General features: G+C 50.8%; 14 protein-coding genes and 2 pseudogenes. 6 read left to right on the top strand and 10 right to left on the bottom strand.

Annotation, left to right across the window (positions count from 1 at the left end; genetic code table 11):
• The first annotated feature begins 191 nt into the window (after positions 1–191).
• Together B9T16_RS11045 and B9T16_RS11050 are read left to right on the top strand one after the other, a co-directional pair.
• Positions 192–404 (top strand): annotated as a pseudogene (locus B9T16_RS11045) (hypothetical protein).
• A gap of 298 nt (positions 405–702) precedes the next feature.
• Positions 703–873, top strand: a complete 171-nt coding sequence (locus B9T16_RS11050; RefSeq protein WP_006617858.1) for a hypothetical protein — start codon at positions 703–705, stop codon at positions 871–873.
• Between the two features lie 216 nt (positions 874–1089).
• Here the strand turns inward: B9T16_RS11050 and B9T16_RS11055 are convergent, their stop codons facing one another.
• Positions 1090–4896, bottom strand: a complete 3807-nt coding sequence (locus tag B9T16_RS11055) for a PatA/PatG family cyanobactin maturation protease (RefSeq protein WP_410244773.1) — start codon at positions 4894–4896, stop codon at positions 1090–1092.
• A gap of 35 nt (positions 4897–4931) precedes the next feature.
• Here B9T16_RS11055 and B9T16_RS11060 point away from each other — a divergent pair, with 35 nt between their 5' ends.
• Together B9T16_RS11060 and B9T16_RS11065 are read left to right on the top strand one after the other, a co-directional pair.
• Positions 4932–5591, top strand: coding sequence for a hypothetical protein (locus B9T16_RS11060; protein WP_410244774.1), 660 nt, complete (start codon positions 4932–4934; stop codon positions 5589–5591).
• A 296-nt stretch (positions 5592–5887) separates the two neighbouring features.
• On the top strand, positions 5888–6490 hold the full coding sequence (locus tag B9T16_RS11065; RefSeq protein WP_410244775.1) for a Uma2 family endonuclease: 603 nt from the start codon (positions 5888–5890) through the stop codon (positions 6488–6490).
• Positions 6491–6767: 277 nt separating this feature from the next.
• Here the strand turns inward: B9T16_RS11065 and B9T16_RS11070 are convergent, their stop codons facing one another.
• Complete coding sequence (locus tag B9T16_RS11070) at positions 6768–7679, bottom strand: LynF/TruF/PatF family peptide O-prenyltransferase (RefSeq protein ID WP_410244776.1); 912 nt, start codon at positions 7677–7679, stop codon at positions 6768–6770.
• Between the two features lie 45 nt (positions 7680–7724).
• Between B9T16_RS11070 and B9T16_RS11075 the strand changes: the two genes are divergently transcribed.
• Entirely contained in the window at positions 7725–8477 is a 753-nt protein-coding gene (locus tag B9T16_RS11075; protein WP_410244777.1) for a transposase, read from the top strand.
• 35 nt (positions 8478–8512) lie between these two features.
• Here the strand turns inward: B9T16_RS11075 and B9T16_RS11080 are convergent, their stop codons facing one another.
• The 3 genes from B9T16_RS11080 to B9T16_RS11090 all read right to left on the bottom strand — a co-directional run bounded on the left by B9T16_RS11080 (position 8513) and on the right by B9T16_RS11090 (position 12005).
• A complete protein-coding gene (locus B9T16_RS11080; protein WP_410244778.1) occupies positions 8513–8686 on the bottom strand; it encodes a DUF5837 family cyanobactin class RiPP in 174 nt (57 codons plus the stop codon).
• Positions 8687–9014: 328 nt separating this feature from the next.
• Positions 9015–9200 (bottom strand): DUF5837 family cyanobactin class RiPP, encoded by a 186-nt coding sequence (locus tag B9T16_RS11085; RefSeq protein WP_410244779.1) that lies wholly within the window; start codon positions 9198–9200, stop codon positions 9015–9017.
• Positions 9201–9716: 516 nt separating this feature from the next.
• Entirely contained in the window at positions 9717–12005 is a 2289-nt protein-coding gene (locus B9T16_RS11090; RefSeq protein ID WP_410244780.1) for a TOMM precursor leader peptide-binding protein, read from the bottom strand.
• A gap of 61 nt (positions 12006–12066) precedes the next feature.
• Here B9T16_RS11090 and B9T16_RS11095 point away from each other — a divergent pair, with 61 nt between their 5' ends.
• The gene (locus B9T16_RS11095; protein ID WP_410244781.1) at positions 12067–12699 is read left to right on the top strand and encodes a Uma2 family endonuclease; all 633 of its coding nucleotides are present in this window, start codon (positions 12067–12069) and stop codon (positions 12697–12699) included.
• 130 nt (positions 12700–12829) lie between these two features.
• Here B9T16_RS11095 and B9T16_RS11100 read toward each other — a convergent pair whose 3' ends face one another.
• The 5 genes and pseudogenes from B9T16_RS11100 to B9T16_RS11120 all read right to left on the bottom strand — a co-directional run bounded on the left by B9T16_RS11100 (position 12830) and on the right by B9T16_RS11120 (position 16757).
• On the bottom strand, positions 12830–13051 hold the full coding sequence (locus tag B9T16_RS11100) for a cyanobactin biosynthesis PatC/TenC/TruC family protein (protein WP_014276989.1): 222 nt from the start codon (positions 13049–13051) through the stop codon (positions 12830–12832).
• 48 nt (positions 13052–13099) lie between these two features.
• Positions 13100–13315: a cyanobactin biosynthesis system PatB/AcyB/McaB family protein gene (locus B9T16_RS11105; protein ID WP_006616603.1), complete on the bottom strand. Its 216-nt coding sequence runs from the start codon at positions 13313–13315 to the stop codon at positions 13100–13102.
• A gap of 92 nt (positions 13316–13407) precedes the next feature.
• A pseudogene (locus B9T16_RS11110) lies at positions 13408–15342 on the bottom strand (S8 family peptidase).
• A 545-nt stretch (positions 15343–15887) separates the two neighbouring features.
• Positions 15888–16067 carry a type II toxin-antitoxin system ParD family antitoxin gene (locus tag B9T16_RS11115; RefSeq protein WP_006616081.1) on the bottom strand — a complete coding sequence of 60 codons (180 nt, stop codon included), beginning with the start codon at positions 16065–16067 and terminating at the stop codon, positions 15888–15890.
• A 30-nt stretch (positions 16068–16097) separates the two neighbouring features.
• On the bottom strand, positions 16098–16757 hold the full coding sequence (locus tag B9T16_RS11120; protein WP_317270836.1) for a Uma2 family endonuclease: 660 nt from the start codon (positions 16755–16757) through the stop codon (positions 16098–16100).
• Between the last annotated feature and the right edge of the window lie 269 nt (positions 16758–17026).

The following is a 17026-nucleotide window of genomic DNA, read 5'->3' on the forward strand; positions in this document are numbered from 1 at the left end:
CTGACCCGATTTTCCCACCATGACGACCCTCGATAGAAAACTGGTGCTGGTTTAGGGAAACTTGCCCAAACGGGAGGGTTGCCCAAACCAGGTAAAGCCATTGTAGCAAGGATTTCAGGATTTTACCTGTGGATTTGCTTGGGCAGTAGCCCAAAAAAACACTGATCTCAAACAGACAAAGGAGGTCAGTGATGGCTAATCTACAAGACAAATTCAAACAACGCGCCGCCTTATAAGACGCATATAGTAATTTCGTGGAACCCTATGTTAATCAGGTGATGGAAATTCACCTTAATTCCTCCTTAGAGACTCCTCCGGTTCCGGTGATGTTTGCGGGTTTGGGCTGCGTATCGGGGTGGTTGCTGCTGACGGTGGTTTATTGTCTGTGGATGCGCCGACGGTGAGGGGGTTCTATATAGCGTTCCCATTTGAGTGTTGTAATCCACAAGGGAAAGCAAAGGGAACAGGGAACAGTATACAAGGGTTAAAATGAGCTTGAAGTATTATGAGAAACTTCTCGGAGAGTTCATCAATGATTTGGAAACGCTATAGCTTCCAATATGTCCAGTAACTTTTCGAGATCCCTTCTCAAAACGGTATCGCTCCGGCTAAAACTTGTTGGCGAATTCTGCGACGTAACCCCTTCTCCGTCATAGGGTGAGTACAATACGGATCAGGCAAAAACCCAGATACGGTGAAGAAATGTTGACCATCGTTTCACCCCAAAAACTTTATCTTTCGGCCGGAGGTGTGATGCGATCGCCTGCCACCTGGCAAGAATATCAAGCATTGTGTGAACAGCGCGGAGAGGGTTCCATTCCCCGGCTTAAATATCGTTCTGGATTCGCAAAAGTTGATGTCGCCTTTACCTAAGCGGCGATCGCGAAGCGTCTCGGCACGAGAATCGCCATTGTCCAACGGCGGATAGATTCTCGTGTTGTTTTCGTCCTGTAAAGGCTTGATGTTCTGGGGATGCCAGTCCCCCTTGTCGGGTTTCCAAAACCGGCGCGAGGTTATTTAGGTGGCGATCGCCATGAACGCTCCCCCACTGTTTGGCGGCGAAGTGGGGGAGTGCGTCCCTATTTTAAATCACTCTGGAGCGCGTGAAGCGCGATCGCCCTCGGTTCGCTTTTTCCCCGGAATTGCCCAGCGTTTGATACTCCCCACCGTTACTGGCATACTATCCGCCACATCAATGGTAAAGCGGAACACCTGGCGCGATCGCTTCCCATCTTCGGGATCAAAGAACGTGAGTAGCACATCCCAGCAGTCACTATTGAGGCGACAGTACGGACTTTTTTGGACTTCGATGGTGTCGAGTTTTCGGTCAGAGGCGATCGCCTCCGCAAAGGTAGCAGCCGCCTGAAACGTATTGGTAACCGCAAAATTCAGAGCGCGATCGCGAGAAGTTTGCCCAATATTATGCAAATCGTAATACACCCGATTTAAAAAGGCCGTCAGCCCTTCCCGGAGATTTTCTACCCCCACCGCTTCTACATTATCTACAGTGGCTAAAGCAGCATCAACCAAAGCATTCACATTCCAGCCATACATCCCCCGGGGAAGATGTACAGTCAGAACCGGAACCACTTCCCCAGAAAAAAGTTCTACCGTTCGGTCAGTTTGTCGCCCAGGGACACTCACTCGCTCAATGAACTCAGCACTCGTTTCCGGTTCAAGCTGCCCATTGAGCATCACCAAAAACATCTCATAAATATCATTAGCAAACGGGCCTTTTGGATCAAGAACATAGAGAGTATTTTGCTCAAGGTTCAGCGTCCAAATCAGCGAGTGAGCCTCTTCCGGATGGCGATCGAGATGTTCCACCATCTGACGAGCATCATAAGGGTCTGGCGGCACCATCACCCCATTCAAATCCACCGGAGCCATATTTTGCTTGAACGTATCCCGCCGTGCCGCATCTCCAAAATCATAGCCAATTGTGCCCAGAACATAGACATTTCCTGAGTGAGCTTTACTCGGTTTGACACTAGAAGCCGTTAAATCTGTAGGTTGGATTGACAAAGGAAAGCTAACCGCAGCAGTCTCTATACCCACGTTGTCCCCCGTGGCGTTAGCTTCAGGAGAAGCAGTCAACGGTGCAACCCAAGCCGCAGGAATAACGCCAGTATGCTCAGTCCGGGTGACTTGCTCACCGGCAAAAGAAACCGTCACCGAAGACCCGAACAACAACCCCATCGCACCCGGGAGATTGACCTTACCCCGTAGACAGCGTTCCGGTTCGTCGGTATCATCAGGAGTACAGGGAATTGCCGTATTCAATAGCGCGGCTCGCACCGCTTCCGCATCGACAGGTTTACCCTGTTGCAATTGCAGACTCATCAGCAAACTGCACAACCCCGTCATCACCGGAGCCGCCATACTCGTTCCCTGAAGGCGCACAGGTGCTTCATTGGCCGGTTGTGCCCCCAGAATTTCACCCCCCGGAGCCATGATCCCTTCTAAGGCATTGTTACCGCCCCAATTGCTGAACTTATAGGGTGTGCCGTCAGGTTTCAACGCCCCCACAGATAGCACTCCCGGCAGGGAAGCGGGCATACACCAGCATTCTCCCTTGTTATTCCCGGCGGGAGCGACAATCAGAATGTTGTTGTCTTGGCACTTCTTCAGGGCTTGCAGCAGGAGTTCTTCCCCTTCCCCGGTTTGGGTCGGGCGACAGGCGGCACAGTGGATGATATTCGCCCCTAAATTCAGACCCAGTTCAAAGGCACGAGCCAGACTGAGGGGTGAGATGAATTCTTCATCGGTGCCCGTGGTATTCAGGGGGATGTTAATCACACGACAGCGAGGCGCGAGTCCGGGCGAGGGGGTGTTTTCTTGACCCACAATGGTGCTGGTGATGTGACAGGCATGGTTATCCCCGTGGATGCGGTTGAGGAGTKGTTCGCTTAAGGCGGCTTTTTGGGCTTCGGCTTTTTGCTCTTTATCGAGGTCTTTGTTATGGTCAATTTCCTGAAATTGATGATAAGCCTCCTTGGGAACTGGTTCAGCCGGGGGATGCCAGTAGGGGAAGACTTTGGAGATTTCCGCCCCTTCAAAACAGGAGAGGGTGTGATCCGGGTTGCCATCGAGGATGACGATGGTGATGCGGCGATCGCCAAGGGTTTGGTTTCGCAGTTCCGCCAGTCCGGGGATGCGATCGTCGAGGTCGTGGGGATGTTGGGCCGTCGTAGCTTGGGTTTCGACTGCACTCAACCCGACAGAATCCTCCAATTCAGAGGGGTTCATTGTTTGGAGTTCGCTCGGTTCAACAGATACGGATTCGGCTTCAATTTGTGAATCCAATTCGGAGGGGTGAAGGATTGCTTGGGTTTCGAGTTCGCTCGGTTCAACAGATGGGGATTCGGCTTCAATGGCGATCGCCAATTCAGAAGCACTCACAACATCCGTTGCTGAATGATCCATCCCACTGGATTCAATCTCTCTAATGGTGCTTGAACCCAACATAAACTCGCCCACAGAGGACTCTACAACATAATCTAATCCCGTCGCTTGGGCGAAGCGATCGCTATCTCCCGCCCCCAATGCACAGGGAGCCAATCCCATATTGGTGGCGACTAAATAAAGGTTCTGATACAGGACACCGACGTGCTTGAGAACTAGGGCATAGGCGAGCGATCGATACTTGCGGAACAGCCGCCCAAACCGCGCCGTAATCATCAGTAAAACTTGAGGCATTCCCTGTTCACCACTGGACTGGTGAGCATCTTTAAGCAGGGCCTGAATATCGGCATCAGCCGCATCAATTTGAGCCAGTTGATGATTGAGTGGGTCATAGTGATAAAGTCCCGGTTTTACCCCTGCACAACGCCGCACTGCTAAATAGATTTCCAATTCATACATCGCGCCGCCACAGGGATAGGGGCGACGGCTGATTTCCCCCCACTCGAAATCCTCGCCGTATTCGGCTTTGATCATTTCGGTTTGTTCCGCATCCTGGGTATAAATTTCTTTGACGCGGGCGGTGCGATAGAGGAGTTCCCCCAATTGCTCAACCGTAATCGGGTGATTTTCGTCATATTCGCGAATCGATGCCCGTTTTTCAATGGCCGTCGTCAGGGTTTTATCCCGTTGGCGAATGGCATCAATGCTCAGTTGAGGCAGGGGGACAATATGCCCGCTCATGGGTGGTTTGACTACGGGAAACTCGTCCCAAATATCCAAACTGGCGGCAATATCGCCTGTGGGGTAGTCGTGGCGACCTTGGCGACAACGGCTGTGAAAGAGCAGGTTATGGAATTCCCACAGTTTCAGTTCTGGGGCTTCGGTTTCGACGGTGAGAAACCCTGTCGCCCATAATAAATTTAAGAATTGATAGGCGGTTTCTGCCCCGATTTGGGGGGGTGGCGTGACCCAACCGAGGGGTTGGGGTTGAGCAAGTTGGGCTAAGATGGCGCTCGATCGCCAGTCCAGCAGTTTGACTCGAAATTTGGATAAGGGGGATTCCAGCACCATCCCCCCTGCGTGGCTGCGTTGGTAGGCAAAACGCGATAGGCTGACCTTGGCTTGTGTCCAGTGGGGGGAATTGAGGTCAAGTTCGGCGGACTCCACCATTGGCTCGGCGATCGCCAACGGTAATACAGCATACTGCAACCAGCCGCGATCGCCCATCTGTTGCAATGTGGCGGCTAACTGTTCTCCCGCTTCCACCCCCTCCCGTGCGCTCAGGGTTTGGGTCAACTGCTGGAGAGTTGCAGTTCCTGCTTGTAAGTGGGCCAGGGCATCGCCCATCCCGGTGATGGCAGGGAGAGTTACCATAGAGGGAGCAATGGATTGGCCAGGATCGGTATTCGCGGGGCTGAGGGCATAGCCGTCTGCCGTGGTGCTAACCTGAATGGTGGAATTGAGGGAAACCGCAAAGGGATAGGTACGCATAAGTTCTAGAGGGGTAATGTTACAGAGGGAAGGAAATGACAGCAGCTATTGGGGAAATCATTAGCAATGGTATTTTATTTGATGTAAAAAACTGGTCAACAGCCATGCCTGAACGAGACGCTTTTTTTCAAACGATTGAAGTGCTGTTTAACACATTGGCTGACAGAAACATCAATTACTTATTGGTTGGAGGAGTCGCCCTCCTGAGCTATGTGGAAGGCCGCAATACTCAAGACATTGACTTGATTCTGGCTCGCTCGGATTTGGATGTTTTGCCCGAAGTGGTCATTGATGATGAAAATAAGGATTTTATACGGGGCTTATTTAACCAATTACAGGTTGACATTTTGTTGACCCAAAATGAGTTATTTAAAGAAGTTTTGGAAAATTTTTCGATAGATAGACAATTTGGCGATCGCATCATTCGGTGTGCCACAGTAGAAGGACTTGTGCTGCTGAAATGCTATGCCCTACCGTCTCTTTATCGACAGGGGCAATTTAGTCGAGCCAGTATTTATGAAAACGACATTCTTCTCCTCCTGTTGAACTATGCAGTCGATCTTGAGAACCTGTTAAAAATCCTGTCTGCCCATCTCCTACCCAGTGACCTGACAGAAGTGGACGCGATCGTAGAGGACATTCAAAGCAGAATTCGGAGGTTTTCAAGCCAACAGCGATCGCTGACGGATGAGTAGACAAGGGGATTGGGTGACGGGGCGATCGCATTTTCAAACCCGGGCAACGCAGGCACTCTCAGGGCCGGGGATATGCCATCAGCGTCAGCAGCCCCGCCGAGGGTGTAACCGCTTTCGGAGGGATTGATTTGAATTTCAGCACTCAGGGAAATCGTAAAAGGATTTGAACTCATTGTCCTTAAAATATCAACTATGTTTAATCATGGCGGAGTGTGCAGGAAAAGGGGCTGATTTGAGCTTTGAATTCTGCTCTGCCTAGAATGGAGAAGCAATCAAACCGCGTGAGGTGAATCGTCGTGGTATCAATTCCTCCTAAACCTTTATCTCTCCAACTTCCCGATCAACTGGCTCTGTGTGTCACGCCGGAGCAGTTTGCGGCCCTGGCCGTGGTCAACCGTGAGCTTCGACTTGAACGTACCGCAACCGGAGAACTCATCGTGAATCCACCCACAGGCGGCAATACTGGCTACCGCAACAGCAAAATCAATTACTTTCTGGTTCGCTGGATTGAAGAAGAAGGGGGCAATGGCAGAGCATTTGACTCCTCCACAGGTTTCGAGTTGCCCAATGGAGCAAACCACTCCCCTGATGCAGCCTGGGTTAGCCAAGCGCGGTGGGATGCTCTTACCCCAGAGCAGCAGGAGGGATTCATCCCCTTGTGTCCTGATTTTGTAGTGGAGTTGCGCTCCAAGAGCGATACCCTCCAAGACCTCCGAAGCAAGATGGCAGAATATATCGAGAATGGTGCAAAGTTGGGCTGGCTCATTGACCCTAAAAATAAACGAGTGGAAATTTACCGTCCGGGGCAAGGGGTGGAAGTTTTGGAGAATCCCAATACACTATCCGGCGAAACAGTGTTACCGGGGTTTACCCTCAGCCTGAATCGGGTTTGGGCTTGAGAGTATTTGCCAGGTGGCGGAGAGTGAAAGGGAGACGGGGTGAGACGACTTCTCCAGTAGGAACGCCGTCAACAGGCTGTTGGGGGAGATGTTCTTCTGGTTCATGGGAGTTTTTCACTTTATACTTGTTAGGTTTTCCGTTTGACCGCTTAGGGTGGTCAGTCCCTTCTTAGATGATCAGAAGCCTGGATAGTGCTGCCGGGGTAGCGGTGGGCGCAGCACACAAAACTTTTAAGTGGATATCGCCAGAAGTGGAGCAATTTTGTCGGCCTCCTTTTCAAGTCATCTCTGCCGCAAATTTTTGATAGTAATAGAGACGAATATTTTCAATTCTTCCTTGTTGTAGCTCTTGTTCGGCTACACCAACCCAGGCGTGGGGAAGGATTTCTTGCTGCTTATAAAAAGAATGCACCCGATTTCCCGTATCATTGAGTCGAAAATAATTCTGTAGTTCTTGCTTGTTTTTGAGTAGGTAATATAGAACTGGATTTTCATTTGCTATAGACAGACCCATATAAAAAGCACTAGAAGCAGCAAGGGGTTTTAAAGCAGAAGCACAGAAATTTGACGTAAGAAAAGATTGGACATGAGGAGAGTTAAATTCTTCTTCTTTCAAACTGGCATATAGTTCGATTTCACTGCGGCCATCCAGATAAAAATCAAACCCAATCAGAGAGACAGATGATAGCAGAATTTGGTGAAAATTGTCCCTAGGAAGTTTGGCCAAGCTGAAGGCAGTTGCAATTTTTTCGGGATAGTCTTCAATCGTGATGTGCATTTTCAGGCTAGAGTCGGCCAAATTTTGCCGCAGGTCGATGCCAGTCGATAAAACCGACATCTTGCTAAAGTCAAAGTCATCCCCCAAGAAATGCTGAAGCAAGCCATAGTCTAAACGAACGCCTACTTGATTTTCGGTTTGATGAAAAAACCTAAAAGCTTGGTCTAATTTTTGGGGCCATGATTGAGTCATCTCTTGAAAAAAAAAGAGAAATCGGGAGGCAATTAAATGGTCGGACTCAACCTTACAAGATGCCTCAATTGTGCAATCCCCTTCAACACCAAACACGAAGTCTTCAAACAGTTGTAGGGGAAAGACCGGCTCGACATCAAAGGCAGTTTGATGGGCGCGAATAAATTGCAGTCGCTTTTCCCGCAAATGATTTTGTTGGAGAACAGAGGTACAGTTCATGAATAATGCCTTTTAATGATGTCTTTTCAAGATTTTTACAGAAAAATGTCTAGAAAACCCAGAAATTTGCAGTCAGGATACGCCTACCACGTCACGACGCGGTGCAACAATCGTGAGTTTAAGCTGTCGAGTCAGGCCTGTCGGGAGGTATTTCTTTATGCCATCAAACGGGCGGTAAACAAGTTTAATTTCCGACTTTACGCCCTGTGCATGATGAGTAACCATGTCCATTACCTCATCGAACCGAAACAGCCAGAAGATTTACCCAAAATCATGCATTTTCTCAATTGGTACACTGCTATGTGCTTTAACCGAATGCTCAACCGCACGGGACACTTTTGGGAAAAGCGCTATTTTGCCGAGGGGTTTCCGGCTGGTGACAAAGACAGAGCTTTAAATACCCTGCGCTACATCCACGGCAACCCCAAGGCGGCAAAAATGCGATCGACCTTTTTCTACGAGTTCAGCAACTACGGCAGTTATGAAAAACTCACCGATGACGGCTTGACCCAGTGGCATCCAGCTTTCTTGCAGTTGGGGACAACTTTGGAGGATTGCGCTCGGAAATATCGGGGGTTTTGCAACCGCTACAAACCCAAAAGTAAACCCATGAAAAAGTGTCATTGGGGCAGTCGGTTATTCGCCGGGATGAAAACCGAGGGTCAGGGTCGTGGGCAGAGGGGCCGGGGGGGGAAAGCCCCCGACCCGTGCCTGACGGAAAGCCCCGAGGTATCAAGGGTTGCCCGTCAATTCATCGAGGCGAACCAAGCGCCCTGGCAGTCCTCACAAGAAGTTTGAGGATCAAAAAGGGTTGTGGTAGAATTCGATGGCGACTACTCGTCGTCACCTTCATAGGAACAGACATCATACGAATCCCAGCGCCCGGCAAGGGCCTCAAGGGAGCCGATCGCCTCTTCGCTCAATTCAGCCAAAGCACTAGGCAGTTGACCCGTGGGAACGCGGTCAACGGGCTGCTGGGGGTTGGGGGAGATGTTTTTCTTGTTCATTGGAGTTTTTCACTCGTTGTTAGGTTTACAGTTTGACCGCTTAGGGCGGTCAGTCCCTTCTTATTGTCAAGAAGCCTGTTTGTGCTGCCCGGTAGCGGTGAGCGCGGCACGAAAATTCTGGTTTGGGGTAGCACCCAATTCAGTCCACCAAAACTCGGGGTCGGGGGAAGAGGAGCCGGGGGGGAAAGCCCCCGACCCGTGCCAGGTATCGGAAAGCCNCCGAGGTATCAAGGGTTGCCCGTCAATTCATCGAGGCGAACCAAGCGCCCTGGCAGTCCTCACAAGAAGTTTGAGGATCAAAAAGGGTTGTGGTAGAATTCGATGGCGACTACTCGTCGTCACCTTCATAGGAACAACAAATAGAGCAAACCTCAGAGCCACAAAGCCCGGCAGCAAGGGCCTCAAGGGAGCCGATCGCCTCTTCGCTCAATTCAGCCAAAGCACTAGGCAGTTGACCCGTGGGAACGCGGTCAACGGGCTGCTGGGGGTTGGGGGAGATGTTTTTCTTGTTCATTGGAGTTTTTCACTCTTTGTTAGGTTTACAGTTTGACCGCTTAGGGCGGTCAGTCCCTTCTTATTGTTAAGAAGCCTGTGGGTGCTGCTATGGGCTGTAGCGGTGGGCTAGGCAGCACGAAAACTCTGAAAATTCTGTTGGATTGGGACTGACAATCAGTCCAAACTTTGTCTTAACTTTTACAGCCTGTTCAATAATCTACTCGGTTCTCAAAGTCCCTCTCCCTCACTTGGGATAAGGATTTAGAGGGAGGGTATTAGAAGGGTGAATTGATATTGACTTTATTGTTCAAAATCTTAACACATTCGCCTGTCTTGTCAACCGTTTTTTTGATATTTTTCAACTTTCATTTTTCGGTTTTTTATCAACTTCTAACGCTTGAGAAAATGGTGCAATATCACAGGATATTGCAAACCATTCAAGGATTATCAACAACAGCTTTTTAGTCCATTTTTCCGGTTTAAAACCGCAAAAATGAGCCAAACGAATGTTTCAAATAGCCTCCCCTATTTAGAGCTAAAACGGCATCGCCATCGGGTTCATCTCCCCTTCCGGTGTCGGAGTCTCCCGCCAACCCAACCGAACCGGCACATCATAGAGACGACCCTGCCCAAACCGCGACCAAAAATGACGCATTCCCGGCACAATCACCTTGACCACATTCAAACCAATATCCGGGCGAGTTTGATCCAGCACCAAAGTTTCCAACCCAGCCTCTCCCACAATCTCCACACAAGTCCGCACATCCTCGCGGATATCATTCCCCCAACGTTTCGGATAGTCCTGCATCGTTTTCAAGGCTTGCGTCGGGTCGGGAGCCAAATAAGGCTGATTCTCTAAGGTCGCTTCCAAGAGCCAGAGTTTCGCATCCCCATCGAGTTGGTCATCGGGCACCTTATCCAGTTCCAACCCCAACTGATTCACCTCCGTCAAGGCGCGGAGAATCGCAATCGTCGGGTCGAGGTGCGCCCCAAAACCAAGAATCAGCCGTTCCGACTCGCCCACCATCCGCCGCGACACCCCAGCAAAAGCAGAAATCCCCAAATCTGCCGTCAAATCCAACACCCACAATTCCCGGTCATTCTCCCCATAAAACCCTTGTAATTCCAAAAAGTAAGGCTCATCAAAACTGCTCAAATCCACAGCCGGACGACGCAAGCGGTTATACCACCACAGCGCCACGCTATCCCGTTCCACCAGTTCCAAAAACCCCTGTAAAATCGCCTCCTCTAGGGTATTACCCGCCGCATTACCATTAGAATCAGCCTTGCAAAATCGCTGACCTTTCGGCATCGGATAATTGTAATAACAAAAAGCCGTAGGTAAGTATTTGTGACGTTGTTCTGTTAGCGACCAAACCGGAGTCCAGTCAATGCTTTGGTCAGGGTCAAACCGTTGGGGAATCCAGTCGTGGGCAGCTTGGCGATTTTGATTAATCTCCTCACGGCGGGCAAATTGGCTGTCACTAATACAGAGACAATCTTCAGGATTAATCGCCAACTCCCCCAACTCCGCAAAGGTCGCCCGTTTGCGCGGTTCAGCCCCCTGGTAAATTCCCGAATAACGCTCCACCGCCTCACAGGTTCCACTAGCGCGGGATTGGCTGTCGGTTTTGCCCTTACCGGAACTCTTATGTTTCAGCGTGCTACGGAGTCCCCGCAGGGAGGTGGCATTACCAAAGGCGTGTCCGGCGCGGTAGGTATGCACCAGAGGGTTAGCCGGGTCAGTGACGCGCACTAATTCCGTCACCACCCCCGTAATCGGACTGATTAAATGCTCATGTTGCTGTACCGTTTGGGCGGGAGTGAGGGCGCGGTGGCCGCCGTCGCGGGTGAAATGTTTCTGGCGAGATTCCAGAATCACCGGCTCAAACCCCCGACGCTGGAGGATTTCCGGGTCGCCACAGGTGGGGCATTGGGGGCGGCGGATGAGGCTGTGGGTTTTGAAGTCCAGGGTGCGCTGGTTGAAGGTGATTAATTTGCCCTCCAGGGTGGGGGAAGGCGTGGAGGACTGGGCAATCACGAGGGATTTGGCGATTTCCGTCGCCGCAAACTGAAGGGCCGTCTGCAAGGTCGAAGGCAAGGCGGCGCGGGCTGTGGGGAGGTAACTATTGACGGGGTGAGGGATGTTGCCGTTGGTTTGGGCAGCGGCGTATTTTTCGCGCTGCACCGAGGCTTCCACTTCCCGGTTGCCTTCCAAACGCTGGGCGAGGCAGTGCCAGCAGCCCGTTTCCCCCGGTTTGAAGACTGGGCCCAGCCAGAGGACACTGCCTAGGGGTTTGACTAAAATCCAGGGTTGGCCGGTTTGCACCTGATGACGGTTGATTGTCGCTAAGTCGGGGTTAAGGAAGTCGTCGGTGAGGACGATGGTGAGGGCGGCTTCGGTGGGTTGGAGGGGAATGCCTAAATCACGCAGAGCCGTACCTAGAATGTCAACCATACACTCACTGATGCGGTTGCCGACGGTTTTGAGGGTGACGGGTTGTTTGAGGGCTTGGGCGGCTACTGCGGGGGCAATACCTAACTCACTCCAAAAAGCAGCCACTTCGGGAGTCAATTCTGGTGCAGACTCAATGAGGTAGCCTTTTTCGCTCAGGCGATTGAGAACGAAATCAATATGGTCAAGGGGGACTTCACCGTTGAGCTTGTCGGCAATTTGTTCGCGAGAGTGGTTGCCGTCGAGAAAGGGAAGAATTTGGCAGTAGAGTCCCCCGGTGAGGGCGTGGTTTTCTTGTTCCCCCAGGAGATAGACCTGTTTGGGGGGGATGATTTCGATGTGGTAGTGGGGTTTGATTTGGAAGGACATAGGGTAGAGGAAGATAAGGGTTAGTACAATACTGATCAGGCAAAAATACAGAGGTGAAGAAATGTTGACCGTCGTTTCACCCCAAAAACTTTATCTTTCGCCCGGAACAGTGATGCGATCGCCTGCCACCTGGCAGGAATATCAAGCATTGTGCGAACAGCGAGGAGATGGTTCCATTCCTCGGCTTAAATATCGTTCTGGATTCGTATTGTTGATGTCGCCTTTACCTAAGCATGGTCGTGATGCTCATTTGATTGCTGCCATCATTACAACCTTGTTGGATAATCACGGGCGAGAATACGATGCTTTTACACCCGTAACCATGCAACTGCCAGAAGAAAGCGGGATTGAACCAGATTATTGTTTCTACATTGACCATTGGCAAGCGGTTTCCGGTAAGGAACGGATTGATTGGCGCAATGACCCCCCGCCAGATTTGGTGTTAGAAATTGACATCACTAGCTACTCAGACGTGCAGGATTATCTGCCCTATCAAGTGCCAGAAGTATGGCTATTTCAAAACCAGCAACTGATGATTTACCAACTTCAGGGCAATGAATACGGCATCACATCCCAAAGCCAATATTTCCCGGCGGTCAAGCCAGCCGATCTCGTTGCTCAATGTTTAGAAATTGCCTATCAGAGGAATACCAGTGCAGCTATTCGTAATCTGAAGCAGCAACTCGGAGGGTAGGGGAGCCGAGAAAAGGGTAACGAGGCGATGGGGTAAACTTAACCCTAGGCGTCAGTCCCCTTGCTCCCCCCTCTCACCTCACAATGCCCTGATCGCCTCAAGGCTCAAGGGATCAATTCGCAGCCAAGACTCAGGCCCAAATCCGCCCTCGGCGAAAGGTTTTACTGTTAGGTTTGGGTTTATTGGCGTGTTTACGGGCATACTCCCACCAGTAGGAATAATCCTGAAGCCCCGTCATCGCTGTGGGAACATAGGATTTTTGCGCTGGCGCGGGTGGTGTTGCCGGGTTAGCTGCCGGAGCAGTTTCCGGTAGATCATCTGGATTTTTTGGGGTGTTTTTTTTCGCCATCATCGTCTCCTTATTTCAATAAGAACAGTAAAAATTGGCAATGTTCTGGGGTTAGAAAAAACGACCCATTGAGGCAAAGCCAGAGTGCATCACTTGGTTGTAGCTGCGCGGGACAAATACCGCCGGGTCGTTATAGTTCGCACCGTGAAGCAAATCCATCCGAATATGCACCAAATCCTCGATCTCCCCATCCTCCAAATCCACCGCTAAGGCGGGTTGGGTGAAATGAGGTCGCTTAACCGGGGCGGATTGTTTAGGAAATGTCATTGTTTTTTGATGGGTATATTAAGAACTAGGAACGGAAAAAAGAGGAGAGGCAGCTAAAAAGTTGACTTTTCCTCCGCCTCAAACCTTGAGGATTAATACGGCGAAGACCAACTCTTCACTTCGCCCAACGTCACCGGAATCAAATCGCTGACATCGATGGTGAAGCGGAAGATTTTCTTGGCGCGGCGGCTGTTTTCCGGGTCGAAGAACTTCAGTTTCACATCCCAGCAGTCGCTATCCATCCGGCAGAACGGGCTTTTCTCCACGGTGATACTGTCCAGTTCCATCCCTTGAGCGACGGCTTGGCTAAAGGTCGAGGCGGCTTGGAAGGCATTGGTGACGGAGAAGTTGAGGGCGCGGTCTTGAGAAGTTGTCCCCAGGTTCCGTAAATCGTAGTAGACCCGGTTGAGGAAACTGCCTAGGGTGCGGCTCATGGCATCGCGATCGGCTTCACCTTCGGCTGCCTGTACCGTCTCAAAGGCGGCATTGACGAGACTGTTAACCTTCCAACCGTAGAGTCCGCGAGTGCTTTGGGGTTCAATAACAGGGACAACTTGCCCAGAGAACAGCTTCACGGTGCGCCCGGTCAAGATGCCCGGAATACTCACCCGCTCAATGTAGTCGTCGTCATGTTCCGGCTGAATTTGACCCGCCAGGAGTTCTTGCAGTGCCAGATAGGCTTCACGGGCGAAGGGGCCTTTAGGTTCAATGGCATAGACCGGAGTCAACTCAATATTGAGCGTCCAAATCAAAGACCGAGCCTCAGAAATATCGCTGGCCAGGTAGTCCACCATCTGACGGGCATCATAGGGGTTAGCTGGCACCGACACGCCCTCGCTGATTTCAAAGGGTGGCATCAGTTGCTTAAAAGTGTCGCGGCGGGCTTCGGAACCGAAGTCATAGCCCAAAGTTCCCAAAGCATAAACCAGTTGGCTCGATGCAAGTTCGCTGGGGGCTTGGCTGGGAGTGACGGCGTTGCTAGAGGTCATAGGGGTTGACTAAGTAGGGTAGAATGATTGGACAGTGTTGCTGGGAGTGATCGCAGCTTGTGGCTCCTCCTGAGCCGGGGTGGCATCGGGGACAGACAAACCCCCGCCGCAGCCGCAACCGCCCGATGGTTCTACACCTGCGGGGGTGACGGCTTCTTGTGCTTCAGACATATTTCCTCCAGTGAGTAAGGTTAAAGCTCCAGCGATATTGATTCGGCCTGCCAGACATCGCTGGGCATCGGCAGGCAGGGCGGCATCGCAGGGCAGGGCGCTCTGCAACAGGATTTGACGCACCCGGGCGGGGTCAGGGGTTTCGCCGCGCTCGACTTGCAGGCTCAACAACAGGGCAGCAACCCCGGAAACAATAGGGGTGGCGAAGCTGGTGCCGTTGAGCCGTTCTGTCCCGCCGCCGGGTTTGGCCCCCAAGATTTGCTCGCCCGGAGCAAGGATGCCCTGGGTTTGGTACTTAGACCCCCAATTACTGAAGTCCAAGGGTTGCCCGCGAGCATCCATCGCACCCACGGCCAGGACGGCGGGGAGGGCGGCGGGGACGTGCAGGCACTGGCATCCGTCGTTACCCGCCGCCGCTACGAGCAGAATGTTCCGCTCCTGGCAGAGGCGGACGGCGTTTTCCAGCCAGCCCTCGGCTTCCCCAAAGTCGCTTAACTGACCGCCACTGAGGTTGATGATGTGCGCTCCGGCGTTGGCGGCTTGCTCAATGCCTCTGGCGAGGTCAAGTTGGCTGGCACTACAGCGATCGTCAGGAAACACAGGGACAATCAAACCCCGACATTGGGGCGCAATGCCAGGAATGTCGCTGTCGGGTTGCCCGAAAATGATGCTGGTGACGTGAGTGCCATGGCCGGACATACTGCCGTCGCTGCGGGCAGCATGGGGGACGAGGGTGGGCAGGGTGGTGAGGTTAGCACCTTGGAAACAGGGGTGGGTGCGATCGACGGGGCCATCCATGACGGCGATGGTGATTTCTGGAGAACCTTGGGTGTGGTTTCGTAATTCTGAGAGTCCTAGTATTTCCATCTAGAAATTTTTGAAGTTTTTATAGTCAATTGATCAAAAAGGCTTGAACAAGCAGTTTTTACATCTATGAAGCACAATCCGAAACCCATTGCGATCTTGGCGAGAGGGGCTTAGGGTGAGGACTTCACATCATGATTGCGTAAAACGCTGTACCAGTTTCTGGAGCTATGGAATACAAGAAATTCCCTCAACCCCATTTAAGGGGAAAAGGTAGAGCTTCCGTAATTTACGAAAACGCTAGATAACTCGATACCCAAAAATCAACAACCGTACAAACATGGATGGACAGTTGCCGAAGGAAAAATATACGAAACTAAAACAGTACGAAAACCGCCATAAACAATGGACGAAAACCGTACTAAAAATTTAGTTGTGTTGCAAGCACCAGATTGAGTTCAGCCTCTTGAGATTTAGTAGGATGTCAAGATTTAAGTTTCCGATTTAGTCTAGCCTTGGGAAATTCAGGATGTCAAGACTTTTTGAGCCAATTTTGTAAAGTTTTATAACAGGAAGCTCTCCCCAACTCGGGGCGCGAGGTGGGGGTGTCATAATGGGTGCATTTCAGTTAGGAACACCAACCATAATGTCCCGTTGCATTCCTCAAACCGCCCTTGATAAATGCGTTCTCGGTCTGCTAAAAGCCTAATACCTGTGGCGATCGCATCTTCAGCGGAAGGATACTTACCGCTTTCTACCAGACTTTCCAGAAAGCTCAATTTCTGCACTTAACGAGATATTCATTTCTAACCTCTGTTTTAATCCGGTTGAATAAAGGCTTGATGTTCTGGGGATGACAGTCCGGTTTGTAGGGTGGCCAAAACCGCCGCGAGATTATTTTGTAATAGTTGCGTTGCGTTCAACCATAAACCCGGAAACACCCGACTGCACAAAATCCCCTCATCATTGGGAGAAAGAGACTGATAAACTCCCTCCTCTAAATAAAACCAATCTAGTTTTTGGTCGAAGATTTGCCAAACTAGATATTCTTGTACCCCATTGCGCCGATAAACCCGTTTTTTATCCCCTAAATCGATCGCCGCACTACTAGCCGCAATTTCTACCACCAATTCCGGCGCGCCTTGAATGTAGCCTTCTGAGGTGAGTTGAGAACTTCCCCCCGGAATCAACAAAACTCCATCAGGTTGAAATTCGTTGTCCGAGTCGAGGCGAACCGTCGGTTCAATGCCTATTTCTGTCCCTGGGGTTGCCATTTTATAAGTCCATAGCAACCCGATTAAATCCGCGTGGGGTTTCGCATGGGTGGTAAACCGCAGGGGTGATGCCATATATACGACTCCTTCAATTAATTCGGCTTTCTGATCTGTAGTCATGGCGGCGTAACGTCGCTCAAATTCTCGATAGCTGAGGCGATCGCCATTTTCCAAAGGTGGATAGATCGGAGAAGTTAGCTGCATAGTATCGACCAAAGATTAGGGGACAGTTTGATTATAGCAATTGGGTAATCGCATTATTATCTTATTGTTAATCGCAATTCATCAGGTTGGCATAATATTAATCAGCACAGACTTGGGGCGATTTCCCATTGGTGATAGGGTGATAATTATTTGATTACCCCCCATTGGCGACACTTACGTTAATTCCAGTGGCGTTAAGATTTCTTGAGCATATTCACCTATACCATCATCTCAGGTGCGATCGCCACTTTTCCAAATCTAACAATCAT

Origin of the sequence: Arthrospira sp. PCC 8006 (assembly GCF_046480465.1) — a bacterium.
In the GTDB taxonomy this organism is placed as follows: Bacteria; Cyanobacteriota; Cyanobacteriia; order Cyanobacteriales; family Microcoleaceae; genus Limnospira; species Limnospira platensis.

Coding starts and splice junctions, on each gene's coding strand:
- B9T16_RS11105 (WP_006616603.1), bottom strand. CDS start 13,315: ATGACATTTCCTAAACAATCCGCCCCGGTTAAGCGACCTCATTTCACC.
- B9T16_RS11080 (WP_410244778.1), bottom strand. CDS start 8,686: ATGAACAAGAAAAACATCTCCCCCAACCCCCAGCAGCCCGTTGACCGC.
- B9T16_RS11060 (WP_410244774.1), top strand. CDS start 4,932: ATGACAGCAGCTATTGGGGAAATCATTAGCAATGGTATTTTATTTGAT.
- B9T16_RS11085 (WP_410244779.1), bottom strand. CDS start 9,200: ATGAACAAGAAAAACATCTCCCCCAACCCCCAGCAGCCCGTTGACCGC.
- B9T16_RS11050 (WP_006617858.1), top strand. CDS start 703: ATGTTGACCATCGTTTCACCCCAAAAACTTTATCTTTCGGCCGGAGGT.
- B9T16_RS11090 (WP_410244780.1), bottom strand. CDS start 12,005: ATGTCCTTCCAAATCAAACCCCACTACCACATCGAAATCATCCCCCCC.
- B9T16_RS11120 (WP_317270836.1), bottom strand. CDS start 16,757: ATGCAGCTAACTTCTCCGATCTATCCACCTTTGGAAAATGGCGATCGC.
- B9T16_RS11100 (WP_014276989.1), bottom strand. CDS start 13,051: ATGATGGCGAAAAAAAACACCCCAAAAAATCCAGATGATCTACCGGAA.
- B9T16_RS11075 (WP_410244777.1), top strand. CDS start 7,725: ATGTCTAGAAAACCCAGAAATTTGCAGTCAGGATACGCCTACCACGTC.
- B9T16_RS11070 (WP_410244776.1), bottom strand. CDS start 7,679: ATGAACTGTACCTCTGTTCTCCAACAAAATCATTTGCGGGAAAAGCGA.
- B9T16_RS11095 (WP_410244781.1), top strand. CDS start 12,067: ATGTTGACCGTCGTTTCACCCCAAAAACTTTATCTTTCGCCCGGAACA.